At 74.5% G+C, this 12,983-nt stretch carries 6 protein-coding genes; 4 read left to right on the top strand and 2 right to left on the bottom strand.

Annotated elements, in window-relative coordinates:
• The first annotated feature begins 4 nt into the window (after positions 1-4).
• Positions 5-1,015, top strand: coding sequence for a 1,2-phenylacetyl-CoA epoxidase subunit PaaE (gene paaE / locus ABD990_RS18560; RefSeq protein ID WP_345381996.1), 1,011 nt, complete (start codon positions 5-7; stop codon positions 1,013-1,015).
• Between the two features lie 24 nt (positions 1,016-1,039).
• Here the strand turns inward: paaE and ABD990_RS18555 are convergent, their stop codons facing one another.
• Both ABD990_RS18555 and ABD990_RS18550 read right to left on the bottom strand, forming a co-directional pair.
• A complete protein-coding gene (locus ABD990_RS18555) occupies positions 1,040-2,500 on the bottom strand; it encodes an aminotransferase class I/II-fold pyridoxal phosphate-dependent enzyme (protein ID WP_345381830.1) in 1,461 nt (486 codons plus the stop codon).
• Between the two features lie 120 nt (positions 2,501-2,620).
• The gene (locus tag ABD990_RS18550) at positions 2,621-3,184 is read right to left on the bottom strand and encodes a hypothetical protein (protein WP_345381829.1); all 564 of its coding nucleotides are present in this window, start codon (positions 3,182-3,184) and stop codon (positions 2,621-2,623) included.
• A 265-nt stretch (positions 3,185-3,449) separates the two neighbouring features.
• Here ABD990_RS18550 and sbnA point away from each other — a divergent pair, with 265 nt between their 5' ends.
• From sbnA to ABD990_RS18535, 3 genes are read left to right on the top strand one after another with little or no spacing between them, the layout of a single operon-like run.
• On the top strand, positions 3,450-4,430 hold the full coding sequence (gene sbnA, locus ABD990_RS18545) for a 2,3-diaminopropionate biosynthesis protein SbnA (RefSeq protein ID WP_345381828.1): 981 nt from the start codon (positions 3,450-3,452) through the stop codon (positions 4,428-4,430).
• A gap of 3 nt (positions 4,431-4,433) precedes the next feature.
• Positions 4,434-9,668: a Pls/PosA family non-ribosomal peptide synthetase gene (locus ABD990_RS18540; protein ID WP_345381827.1), complete on the top strand. Its 5,235-nt coding sequence runs from the start codon at positions 4,434-4,436 to the stop codon at positions 9,666-9,668.
• A gap of 11 nt (positions 9,669-9,679) precedes the next feature.
• Positions 9,680-12,949 (top strand): non-ribosomal peptide synthetase, encoded by a 3,270-nt coding sequence (locus tag ABD990_RS18535; protein WP_345381826.1) that lies wholly within the window; start codon positions 9,680-9,682, stop codon positions 12,947-12,949.
• Positions 12,950-12,983 lie beyond the last annotated feature (34 nt).

Raw genomic sequence — 12,983 nt, 5'->3', positions numbered from 1 at the left:
CGCGGTGGAGCGGCTGTGCGACGACGCCGTGGCCGTCACCTTCGCCGTGCCCGCGGACCTGCAGGACACCTACGTCTTCCGGCCCGGCCAGTACCTCACCCTGAGGCTGGGGGAGGAGCGCCGCTCGTACTCGATCTGCGCCCCCGCCGGCGCGGCCCCGCGGGTCGGCGTTCGCCGGGTGGACGGCGGGCTGTTCTCCGAATGGCTGGTCGACCGCGTGCAGCCCGGCGACGAGGTCGAGGTCGGGCCGCCGTCCGGCAGCTTCACCCCGGAGCTGACGGCCGGCACGCACCACGGGCTGATCGCCGCCGGGTCGGGGATCACGCCCGTGCTGTCCATCGTGGCCTCGCTGCTGGCCGCGCACGACGACACCCGGGTCACCCTGCTGTACGGCAACCGCCGCACCGACACGGTGATGTTCACCGAGGAGATCGCCGACCTCAAGAACCAGTACGGCCCCCGGCTGCACCTGCTCACGGTGCTGTCCCGGGAGCCCACCGAGGCGGAGATCTTCTCCGGCCGGCTCGACGCCGAGCGGATCCGCACGCTGCTCGGCGGGCTGGTCGACGTCGAGGGCGTGGACCACTGGTGGCTCTGCGGGCCGCTCGGCATGACCGAGGACGCGGTCGCCGTGCTGACGGAGTTCGGCGTCGACCGCAAGCGGGTCCACCGGGAGCTGTTCTACGTCGACGAGCCGCCGCCCGAGCTGCACCGCCCGGACGACGCCCCCACCGGCGAGACCGCCCAGGTCACGGTGGTGCTCAACGGCCGGTCGACGGAGCTGGCGCTGCCCCGGGACGAGACGGTGCTCGACGCCGCCCAGCGGGTCCGCGGCGACCTCCCGTTCGCCTGCAAGGGCGGGGTCTGCGGCACGTGCCGGGCGAAGGTCACCGACGGCGAGGTCAGCATGCGCCGCAACTACGCGCTGGAGGACGAGGAGGTCGACGCGGGCTTCGTGCTGACCTGCCAGACCCTGCCGGTCTCGGAGCGGGTCACCGTCGACTACGACGCCTGACCGGCGCCTTCTCGGCGGCTCCGGTCACCGGGCCACCACGCGGACCGTGTCCAGCTGCGGGTCGGCCGGGTCCGGCAGCACCATCCCGGCCGGCAGGCCCGTGGCCAGGTAGTCGACGACCTCCCGGGTGATCCGCTCGCCGGGCAGGAGCACGGGGATCCCGGGCGGGTACGGCGTGACCTGCTCCGCGCAGACCCGGCCCTCCGCCTCGCGCAGCGGGATTTCCTCGAGCCGGGAGAAGAAGGCGTCCCGCGGGAGCATCACCGCGTCCGTCTCGAGCGCCTCGGGGCTCGGCAGGTCGACCGGCGGGGGCGTCGGCAGCCCGTCGGCCGCCCTGGCCAGCGCCGACAGGGCCTCGAGCAGGACGCCGGCGGTCTCGGCGTCGTCGGCGAGCGAGAGCTGCGCCTCGATCCGGCGGTGGTCGGACAGCCCGACGTCGACGGCCCGGTGCACCCGCAGCCAGTCCGCGGCCTGGTAGCCGCTGATCCCCAGCTCGTCCAGGTCGACGAGCACCTTGAGCTCGTCGAGCTCGTGCGACGCCTCCTTGCCGATCAGCTGGTCGCGCAGGGGCAGTAGCCCCGGGATCGCGGCGATCTGCTCGCGGACGTCGTCGGCGAGGTCGAGCGCGCGGCCGAGCAGCTCGTGGCCGTGCTCGACCATCTGCCGCCGCCAGCCGTCCATCCCCGCCCACAACAGGACGTTGGGGCTGGTGGTCGAGAGCATGTCGGCGCAGGCCGCGAGGAAGGTCGGGTCGATCAGGTCGCCCTGCTGGTGGAACACCGACCCCTGCTCCAGCCCGGCACCCATCTTGTGGATGCTGACCACGCACAGGTCCGCGCCCGCGTCCATCGCCCAGGTCGGCAGCCGCTCGTGGAAGGGCAGGTGCGCGCCCCAGGCCTCGTCGACGATCAGCGGGATCGCGCGCGCGTGGCACAGGTCGGCGATCGCGGCGATGTCGGCGCAGGTGCCGTACGGGGTCGGGCTGGTGACGAGCACCCCGGCGACGTCCGAGTCCCGGTCGAGGGCCCGCTCGACGTCGGCCGGCGACGGCGGGTGGGCCAGGTGCTGCTCGCCGTCGTAGCGGGGGTGGACCCACACCGGCTGCAGGCCCGAGAGCACCAGGCCGGAGATCACGGACTTGTGGGCGTCCCGACCGACGAGCAGCCGGCCGTGCCCGCCGGCGACGGCGAGCATCGCGCTCTTCACCGACAACGAGCTCCCGCAGGTGGAGAAGAAGGCGTTCTCGGCGCCGACCGCGTCGGCCATGAGCTCCTGCGCCCGGGCGACGATCCCCGACGACGAGGCCCGGTCGTCGAGCCCGCTGGAGGCGAGGACGTCGGCCCGGAAGACGTCCTCGCCCAGGACCGCCCGCACGCGCGGATCGGCGCCGCGGCCCTGCTTGTGCCCCGGCGGGGTGAAGGGCGTGTGCCGCTCGCGGTGGTACGCCTCGAGCGCCTCCAGCACCGGTGCCTGCGTGTGGTCCACCCGGCATCGACCTCCGTCCGTGCCCTCCGTGCCCCTCGTCGCCGCTCGGCAACCCCAGGTCCTACCCGGACCCGTGCGGCGCGAAACGGGGGTGTCCCCGGATGCGGGATCGGGGAGGGCTCAGGGCAGGTCGGCCACCCAGGCGGCCAGCCGCGCGACGTTCTCGGCGTTGCGGCCCTGGTCGACGAGGGTGAACGGGACCAGCGGCCGGCTGCGCAGCACGACCCGCGCGGCCGGTCCCTGCGGCAGCACCTCGACCTCCACGCGCTCGCCCCAGCTGCGCCAGGAGACCCCGGTCCGCAGCAGGGCACGGCCGGCGTCGACGGCCGTCACCCGGCCGCCGGGCAGCAGGGCGGCGGCCTCGGCGACCCGGGCGAGCACCTCCGGTCCGGGGACCGCGGCGCGCACCGTTCCGTACGCGACCACGCCGGGCACGCCGCTCTGCTGCACCGCCCGCTCCTGCAGGTGGCCGAGGACCAGGGCCATGGCCGCGCCGAACAGGACCCCCGCCACGACCGACGCGCCGGCCAGGATCGCGTAGGCCGCGGGGCCCGCGTCGCCGACCGGGCCGTCCTGCAGGGCGACGATCACGCCCCAGAACAGGCCGAACGGCACGCCGGTGACCAGGGCGAGGTGCAGGCGGCTCGGTGGTCTCGTGGTGCGTACGGCGTCGTGCTCCGACATGGGTTCCTCCCCCCGACGGGCCCGCTGCTGCGGGTGGTGCCGAGAAGGGTCGGGGCTCGCGGCCCCGCGGGGGAGGGAGCGGCCCCCCGGAGCACCGGGGGACAACCCCCGCCCGGGTCAGGGGGAACACTCCGTGACCTCGGGTATCTGCCCCAATGTCCCTGGGCTCTCCCCAGAGCATTCTCGTTCCCGTCGAACCGCACCGACCGCGGACGACGAACCGGGGGAACGCAGCACCGAGGCTGCACGATGGGGGGAGGCCGCAATGCCGATCGTGAGTGGTCCGCACGAATACACCGAGGAGCGACTGTTCGTCGACCTGCGCTCCGTCGTCGGGCACGAGCTCTACCTCAAGTGCGAGGGCTTCAACTTCGCCGGCTCCGTGAAGCTCAAGGCCGCGGCGTCGATGATCGAGGCCGCGGAGCGGGCCGGGGAGATCGGTCCCGGGTCGACCCTGGTCGAGTCGTCGTCCGGCAACCTGGGCGTGGCGCTGAGCATCATCGCCGCCAACAAGGGCTACCGCTTCATCTGCGTCACCGACGTCCGCTGCAACGCCGCCACCATCGCGCTGATGGAGGCCATGGGCACGGACGTCCGCGTGATCCGCGAGGCCGGTTCCGAGGGCTTCCTCGGCGCGCGGCAGGCGTACGTGCGGGCCGTCCTCGCGTCCGACCCGAACGCGCACTGCCTGAACCAGTACAGCAACCCCAACAGCTGGAAGGCGCACTTCCGCACCACCGCGCCGGCCATCGCCGAGGAGTTCCCGCAGCTCGACGTCCTGTTCGTCGGGGCGGGCACCACCGGCACGCTGATGGGCTGCGCCCGCTGGTTCCGCCAGTACCGGCCGGACGTGCACGTCGTCGCCGTCGACGCCGTCGGCTCGGTGACCTTCGGCCAGCCCTCCGGGCGCCGGATGATCCCCGGCCTGGGCACCAGCGTCGTGCCGGACATCTTCGACCGGTCCTACATCGACGACGTCGTGTTCGTCGAGGAGCCGGACGCGATCGCCATGTGCCACCGCATCGCCAGAAAGGGCTTTCTCTTCGGCGGCTCGACGGGCACGGTGGTCGCGGGCGCGAAGGCCTGGCTGGACCAGAACTCGGCCGGGCACCTCACGTCGGTAACGCTGGCCCCCGACCTGGGCGAGCGCTACCTGGAGACGCTGTACCGGGCCGAGTGGGTCCGGGACAACTTCGGCGACGACGTGCTCGCCGCCGAGCCGGTCGACGAGAGCCTGGTGGCCTGAGTCATGACGATGTCGGAAGCCGGCGACCGCACCGACGCGGCGCCGGTCCCGCTCTCGGAGCTGGTCCTGGTGGACCGGCACGAGGCGCAGGGCTGGCGCGTGCGCCGGCACGAGCGTCTCGACTCGGTGTTCGAGGAGCGGTGCGACTGGATCCGGGAGTACGGCCGGGCGGGCCAGCTCGCCGTGGACGGCGTGGGGATCACGCTGACCTACGACGAGCTGGACGCCCGCGCCAACCGGCTCGCCCGGTTCCTCCGCCTGCACGGGGCCGAGGCGGGGGACCGGGTCGCCCTGCTGTTCGACGACCGGGTCGAGTCCTACGTGGCCCTGCTCGCCGTGCTGAAGATCGGTGCCACCTGCGTGCCGCTCGACCCCGCCGCCCCGGCCGAGCGGCTCGGGTACGTCGTCGCGGACGCCGCGGCCCGGCTCGTGCTCACGCGCGCGCACCTGCGCGGGCGCGTCGCCGTCGTCGGGGCACTGCCGGCCGGGGCCGAGGTGCTCGCGGTCGACGACGCCGCCGCCCTGATCGCCGAGATGAGCCCCCAGCGGCTGCAGCCCGCCGAACGCGGCGAACCCGCCGACCGGCCCGCGTACGTCCTGTACGTACCCGGCCCCGCCGGCTGGTCCGAGCGCGTCGAGGTGGACCACCGCAGCATCTGCAACGTCGTCCGCGTCGCGTCCGAGTCCTTCGGCGTGCGCGGGCACCGCCTCTACCAGTGGCGCGCCCCGTTCTCCGGTGGCGGCGTCGAGGAGGTGTGGATGGCCTGGGCGGCAGGCGCCACCCTGGTACCCGCACCCGAGGGCCCGAACCTCACCGGCAGCGCCCTGCACGACGAGCTCAGCGACCGGCGCGTCACCGCGCTGTGCACCACGCCCTCGGTGCTGGCCACTTTGGAGCAGGACCTCGCCGAGCTGCGTTTCCTCCTCGTGACGGGCGAGGCCTGCCCGCAGGGGCTGGTCGCCCGCTGGCACCGGCCCGGGCGCCGGTTCCTCGTCGCCTACGTGCCGCCCGGCGCGACCGTGACCGCGACGTGGACCGAGGCACACCCGGACAAGCCGGTGACCATCGGTGTGCCGCTGCCGACCTACGCCGCCGTCGTGCTCGACCCGGACACCCCGCGGCGCGCCCTGCGGCACGGCGAGACCGGCGAGATCGGCGTGGCCGGGCTCGGTCTCGCCTGCGGCTACCCCGACCCGTCCGGCGACGCGTTCGTCGAGGACTTCCTCGGCATCCCCGGCAACCCGTCGGGCCGGATCTACCGGACCGGCGACCTCGGTCGGGTCGACGACGCCGGCGAGATCGAGTACCGCGGCCGCATCGCGCTGCAGGTGACCGTGGACGGCGAGCGCGTCGACCTCACGGCCGTCGAGTCGGTGATGCTGGCGGTGCCCGGGGTCGCGTCCGCGGTCGTGGCCGCGCACGAGGCGGCACCGGGTGAGCCGGAGCTGATCGGCTTCTACACGCTGCGCGCCGACAGCCCGGGGCTGACCGAGCGGGAGATCGGGTTGTGGCTGCGCGAGCGGCTGGCCTCGGACCACGTGCCGGCCCGTCTGGAGCGGCTCGGGTCCCTGCCGCTGACCGCCGACGGGCGGGTGGACCGGGCGGCCCTGCCGCTGCGCGGCGGCGAGATGACCCGGCTGCGCGCGGAGAACGCGCGGCTGCAGGAGCAGCTCTCGCGGCTGCGGCCGGAGGGGGTCGCGCCCGAGGCGCCTTCCCCCGCGCCGAGTTCCCCGCCGATCTCCCCGCCGCCGTCCCCGTCGCTGTCCTCCCCGCGGCCTTCGCCGACGCGGCGGCCGAAGCCCTCGCCGACGCCGCGGTCGGCGCCTGCACCCCTGCCCGAGCTCGGACCCGCGCCGAAGCCCGAGCCCGCGCCGAAGCCCGACATCCTCATCCTCGACCAGATCCTGGGGACGACCTCCGCGGCGCCCTCGGCACCACCCGCACCCCCGGCGCCGCCCGCCTCCTCCCCGGCTGCTCCGGCCCCGGCGCCGCCCGCCTCCTCCCCGGCTGCTCCGGCCCCGGCTCCGGCTGCTCCGGCCCCGGCTGCATCTCCGGCTCCGTCCTCGGCTGCCCCGGCTCCGGCGACCCGGCGGCCCACGCCGTACCCGCGACCGGCCACGATCCCCCCGCGGCCCACGCCCTTTCCCCGGTCGTCCGCACCCGCACGGCCCACTCCGTTCCCGCGGAGCACACCCGGGCCCGGTCCGGTCGCGCCCGCCGCTTTCACCTCGGCCCCGCTCCCGCCGCCCGCCCCGCCCCGACCGGCCCCGGCCGCGTTCGCCCCTCCGTCAGCCGCCCCGACTCCCGCCCCGACTCCCGCCCCGGCCGCGCCCGCTCCGGCCGCGTTCACCCCTGTCCCGCCCGCGCCGCCCCCGGTCCGGCAGGCTCCGCCCACCCCGGCGCCGCGTCCCTCGGCCCCGGCCCGCACGCCGGCCGGCGGGGCGTCGACGGCGGGCCTGGCCGCGGCGCTCGCGAGCGTGCTGGCCGAGGTGCTCGCGGTCGAGCACGTCCCGACCGACCGCAACGTGTTCGACGACCTCGGCGCCGACTCGATGGTGATGACCCGGTTCTGCGCGCGGCTGCGCAAGCGGGACGACCTGCCGTCGATCTCGATCAAGGACGTCTACGCGCACCCGACCATCGCCGGCCTCGCGACCGCGTTCGCGCCGTCGATGCCCGCCGCCGCGCCGGTGGTCCCGGCCGGAGCCCCGGGCGACGACGTCGTCCAGGGGCTCGCGCAGGTCCTGGCCGAGGTGCTGGGCGTCGACCGGGTGCCGACCGACCGCAACGTGTTCGACGACCTCGGCGCCGACTCCATGGTGATGACCCGGTTCTGCGCGCGGCTGCGCAAGCGCGAGGACCTGCCGTCGATCTCCATCCGGGACGTCTACGCCAACCCGACGATCGCCGGGATGGCGGCCGCGGCGGGCGTGCTCCCGTCGTCGGGTCCCGCCCCGCGGCCCGCCGCCCCGGAGCCGGTCCGCCCCGTGCGGCACAGCACCGTGGGCTACTACCTCACGGGCTTCCTGCAGCTGCTGCTCTTCCTGCTCTACGTCACGGGCGCCGGCTACGTGATGGACCGCGCCTACACGTGGATCTCCACGAGCACCACGGTGCTGGAGACCTACCTCCGGTCGGTCGAGGCGGGCGCGGGCGCCTTCCTGGCGCTGTGCCTGCTGCCGATCGCGGCGAAGTGGCTGCTGGTCGGGCGGTGGAAGGAGACGGAGTTCCCGGTCTGGGGCCTGCGCTACTTCCGGTTCTGGCTGGTGAAGACCCTCGTCCGGGGCAACCCGATCGCGCTGCTGATGGTCGGCTCGCCGATCTACACGCTCTACCTGCGGGCCCTCGGGGCGAAGGTCGGCAAGGACGTCGTGATCCTGTCCCGCAACCTGCCGGTCTGCACCGACCTCGTGACGATCGGGTCGGGCACCGTGATCCGCAAGGACGCGTTCCTGCTCGGCTACCGGGCGCACGCCGGCCGCATCCAGACCGGGCGGGTCACGCTGGGCCGGGACGTCGTGGTCGGTGAGAAGAGCGTGCTCGACATCGGCACGGCCATGGGCGACGGCGCGCAGCTCGGCCACGCCTCCGCGCTGCACCGCGGCCAGAGCGTCCCGGCCGGGCAGAGCCGGCACGGTTCACCGGCGGTCCCGACGGACACCGACTTCCGGGCCGTGCCGCCGGTCCGGCCCCGTTCGCTGCGCAAGGTCACCTACGTGACGAGCCAGCTGGCGAAGCTGTTCGGGATCTACCTGCCCCTCGGTTTCGGCGGCCTGTTCCTCGTGGTCAACGCGGTCCCGCGGTTCAAGGAGCTGCTGCAGCCCGGTGCGCTGGGGTACACGACCTCCACGTTCTACGTCGAGGCCGTGGCCGAGTCGGCGATCATCGTCTTCGGCGGCCTGTTCGTCGGGCTGCTGCTGGTGCTCACCCTGCCGCGGCTGGCAGCCCTGTTCGTCAGGCCGGACCGCGTGTACCCGGTCTACGGCTGGCGCTACTCCCTGCACCGCACCGTCACCCGGCTGACGAACGTCAAGACCTTCGTCTACCTGTTCGGCGACAGCTCCTTCATCACCGGCTACCTCTACCTGCTCGGCTACGACCTGGGGAAGGTCGAGCAGACCGGCTCGAACTTCGGCTCGGCCGTCGCCCACGAGACGCCGTACCTCACCTCGGTGGGCCGCGGCACCGTCGTCGCCGACGGGCTGTCGGTGAACAACGCGGACTTCTCCAACACCTCGTTCCGGACCGCCCGGGTCGCCATCGGCGGGAACAACTTCCTGGGCAACGCCATCGCCTACCCGATCGGCGGCCGGACCGGCGACAACTGCCTGCTCGCCACCAAGGTCGCCGTGCCGATCGACGGGCCGGTGCGCACCGGCGTGGGCCTGCTCGGCTCGCCCGCCTTCGAGATCCCCCGCACCGTCCAGCGGGACCGCGTGCTGGAGATCGACCTCCGGGAGCGCCGCCGGCGGCTGCGCCGCAAGAACGCGCACAACCTGGTCACCATCGGCCTCGCCCTGTTCGTGCGCTGGGGTCACGTCCTCGGGCTGCTGCTGCTCGGGCTGCTCGCCCTGGACCACTTCCACGACTTCGGCCCGGCGGCCTTCGCCCTGGAGCTCGTCGCCAGCCTGCTGTTCACGATCGTCTGGTTCGTGCTCTGGGAGCGGCTCGTGGTCGGCTTCCGCCGGCTCCGCCCCAAGTCCTGCTCCATCTACGACCCGGTCTTCTGGCGGCACGAGCGGTTCTGGAAGCTCGTGGTCCCGCCGATGGAGAAGCTGCTCGGCGGCACCCCGTACAAGAACGTGGTCGCGCGCATGCTCGGCGTCCGCATCGGGCGCCGCGTCTACGACGAGGGCCTCGGCCTCACCGAGCGCACCCTGACCACGATCGGCGACGACTGCACGATCAACTTCGGCACGACCATCCAGTGCCACTCGCAGGAGGACGGCGCCTTCAAGTCCGACCGCACCACGCTCGGTGCGGGCGTGACGCTCGGCGTCGGCGCCTTCGTCCACTACGGCGTCACGGTCGGCGACGCCGTGGAGATCGCCCCCGACTCGTTCGTCATGAAGGGCGAGGAGATCCCGGCGGGGGCGCGGTGGGGCGGCAACCCGGCCCACGAGATGCCCGGGACCCCGCAGGCGGCGGGGTCGACCTCGCCGGCCGCGCCCGCCCTTCCGCCCCCGACCGCCCCGGGCGCGTCCGACTGGACCGCCGCCCTGCTCACGGCCCGCTAGGAGCCCGCCCGATGACCACCCCGATCACCCCCACGACCACCCCGATGATCACCCGGGAGAGCCTGATGACCTCGCCGACCGCCGCCCCGACCTGCGCCCCCGGCAGCGCGGCCCGCGTCTGGTGGACCGCCGCGCTCACCGCGGGCGGGCACACGACGGTCCCGCGGTGGACCCGCGAGCCGCGCCCGGGTGTCGCGACCGTCGAGCCGGCCCTGCCGGGCCCCGTCACCGAGGCCGCGCTGATCGCCGCGCACGCGAAGGTGCTGGCCGCGCTGTCCGGCGAGCCCGAGACCGTCACCGGGATCATGACCCCGGCGGGTCCGCTGCCGCTGCGGCTCGCCGTGGAGCCCGGCCCGTGGCGCGCCCTGCTCACGGCGGCCGAGAAGACCGTCGCCGAGCTGCGTGCTCACCAGGACTTCCCGGTCGACGCGCTGCGTGCCGAGCTGGGCGTCGCCGGGCCGGTGTTCGAGACCGTCCTCGACCCCACGGGCCCTGCGCCGGAGCCGGCCGGGGAGGTCGTGCTCACCGTCGGCGTCCGCGACGGGCGACTGGAGCTGCGGCACCGCACGGAGGTCCTCGACGCCGCCGCGGGTGCCCGGATCGCCGGCTACCACGTCGCCGCGCTCGCGCAGCTCGCCGAGGACCCCGAGGCCGACCACACGGCGTCGACCCTGCTGTCGCGCGACGAGCGCACGTACCAGCTCGAGGGCCTCGCGGGCCCGCGCCGGCCGCTGCCCGACCGGCGCTTCCACGAGCTGGTCGAGGAGCGCGTCCGGCGGCACCCCGACGCGCTCGCCGCCGTCCAGGGCGACGTGCGCTGGACCTACACCGAGTTCAACGACCGCGCCAACCGCCTCGCACGGGCGCTGCTCGCCCGCGGGCTGGAGCGCGAGGGCGTCGTCGGCGTGGTGATGGAGCGCAACCTCGACTGGATGACCGCCGTGCTCGCCGTGTTCAAGGCGGGTGGGGTGTACCTGCCGATCGAGCCGGGCTTCCCGGACGAGCGCATCCGCAAGACGCTGACCCGGGCGGAGGCGGCGCTCGTCGTCACCGAGCCGGGCAGCACGGAGTCGCTGGACCGCGCGCTCGCCGTGATGCCCGAGGTTCGCGTGCTCACCCTCGACACCGCGCTCGCCGAGGAGTCCGACGGGTCCGACCTCGGCGTCGCCGTCGGGCCCGACCAGGCCGCCTACGTCTACTTCACCTCCGGCTCCACCGGCGAGCCCAAGGGTGCGATGTGCGAGCACGCCGGGATGCTCAACCACCTGCTCGCCAAGATCGAGGACCTGGAGATCGCCGAGGGCGCGGTCGTCGCGCAGACCGCGCCGCAGTGCTTCGACATCTCGTTGTGGCAGCTGGTGTCCGCACTGCTGGTGGGCGGCCGGACCGTCGTCGTGGGGCAGGACGCGATCCTGGACGTCGAGCGGTTCGTCGACACGCTCGTCGGTGAGCGGGTCGCGGTGGTGCAGGTCGTGCCGTCCTACCTCGAGGTCGTGCTGTCCTACCTGGAGCGCACCGGCCGGACACTGCCGGACCTGCGATGCGTGTCGGCCACCGGCGAGGCGCTCAAGACCGAGCTCGCGCAGCGGTTCTTCGCACAGGTGCAGGGCGTCGCGCTGGTCAACGCCTACGGCCTGACCGAGACCTCGGACGACACCAACCACGAGGTCATGCGGTCCGCGCCGGCCAAGGTCGTGCTCGGCCCGGCCGTGCGCAACGTACGTGTCTACGTCACCGACGAGAACCTCGAGCCGGTCCCGCTCGGCGCCCCCGGCCTGATCTGCTTCGCCGGGGTCTGCGTCGGCCGCGGCTACGTCAACGACCCGGAGCGCACGCGCGCGGTCTACCTGACCGACCCGCACGTGCCGGGGGAGCGGCTCTACCGCGGCGGCGACTACGGCCGCTGGACGCCGGAGGGCAAGCTCGAGTTCCTCGGACGCCGGGACAGCCAGGTCAAGATCCGGGGCTTCCGCATCGAGATCGGCGAGATCGAGAACGCGCTGCTGGGCATCCCCGGCGTGCGCGACGGCGCGGTCGTGGTCGCCGAGCGGCCGGGTGCGGGTGCGCAGCTGGTCGCCTTCTACGCCGCGGCCGAGGACCTGCCGGTCGACCTGCTGCGCGACGGCCTGGCCCGCACGCTGCCGGTGTACATGGTCCCCGCGGCGTTCCACCGCCGGGAGCCGCTGCCGCTCACGGCCAACGGCAAGATCGACAAGAAGGTCCTGACGGCGCTCGCGGCCGAGCTGGCCCAGGAGCCGGCGCCGACCGACCAGGAGCCGCCCGCGACCCCGGCGGAGCGGCGACTGGCCGCGGCGTTCGCGCAGATCCTGGGCGTGCCGGAGGCGGAGATCGGGCGCCACGACCACTTCTTCGACCGCGGCGGCTCGTCGCTCTCGGCGGTCAAGCTGGCGGTCGCGCTGGACCGGGCGGTGTCGCTCAAGGACATCACCCGCAACCCGGTGCTCGCGGACCTGGCCACGCTGCTCGAGCCGGCCGGTGCCGCCGAAGCCGCCGCCCCGCAGGGGCCCGCGGAGCTGCTGCAGCCGCTCGCCACCGGGGGTGACCCGGCGCGGGCGCTGGTCTGCTTCCCGCCGGCCGGCGGCAACGCCGTCAACTTCCGGCCGCTCGCGGCCCAGCTCGGCGGGCTGACCGTGTACGGCGTCGAGCCGCCCGGGCACGACCCGTCCACCACGGAGAAGTTCGCCCCGCTCGCCCGGATCGTCGACCGCGTCGCCGCCGAGATCACGGCCAAGGGGCTCACGTCCGTGCTGCTGTGGGGACACTCCTCGGGTTCGGCGTTCGCCGTCGCGGCCGAGCAGGAGCTGGCGAAGCGCGGCGTCGCCGTCGAGCTGGTCGTCCTGTCCTCGCAGCAGCTCGGCGACCCGACGACCCGGCGGAACGGCATCGTCGAGCTGTCCGGCCGGTCGGACGCCGCGCTCGTCGACCGGCTGCGCGAGACCGGTCTGTACCCCGAGCTCGGCCAGCTCGACGCGGAGGGCGCCCAGCGGGTCGCGGCGGCCTACCGCCACGACTGCATCGAGGCGCACCGGTACCTGGCCGACGCGGCCGGCTCCGGGATGCGCATCACCGCGCCGGTCCTGGTCGTGCGGGCCGCCGACGACCCGAGCACGGCGGACGAGACCCGGCGGCGGGACTGGGAGCTCCTCGCCGGGGAGGTGCAGACCCGAGAGCTCGACGGGGGCGGGCACCACTTCCTGCGGAGCCGGCCCCACGAGGCGGCCGCGGTCGTACTCGACGCCGTCCGCGCGCCCTCTTCCTGATCACACCCCTCCGCGTCCACACCGTTCGAGAGGA

Origin of the sequence: Pseudonocardia yuanmonensis, from assembly GCF_039542425.1 — a bacterium.
GTDB classification, from domain to species: Bacteria; Actinomycetota; Actinomycetes; order Mycobacteriales; family Pseudonocardiaceae; genus Pseudonocardia; species Pseudonocardia yuanmonensis.
The sequence above is the reverse complement of the archived record's forward strand: the minus strand, read 5'-3'. Positions and strand labels throughout refer to the sequence as shown.

Coding starts and splice junctions, on each gene's coding strand:
- ABD990_RS18550 (WP_345381829.1), bottom strand. CDS start 3,184: ATGTCGGAGCACGACGCCGTACGCACCACGAGACCACCGAGCCGCCTG.
- sbnA (WP_345381828.1), top strand. CDS start 3,450: ATGCCGATCGTGAGTGGTCCGCACGAATACACCGAGGAGCGACTGTTC.
- ABD990_RS18540 (WP_345381827.1), top strand. CDS start 4,434: ATGACGATGTCGGAAGCCGGCGACCGCACCGACGCGGCGCCGGTCCCG.
- ABD990_RS18535 (WP_345381826.1), top strand. CDS start 9,680: ATGACCACCCCGATCACCCCCACGACCACCCCGATGATCACCCGGGAG.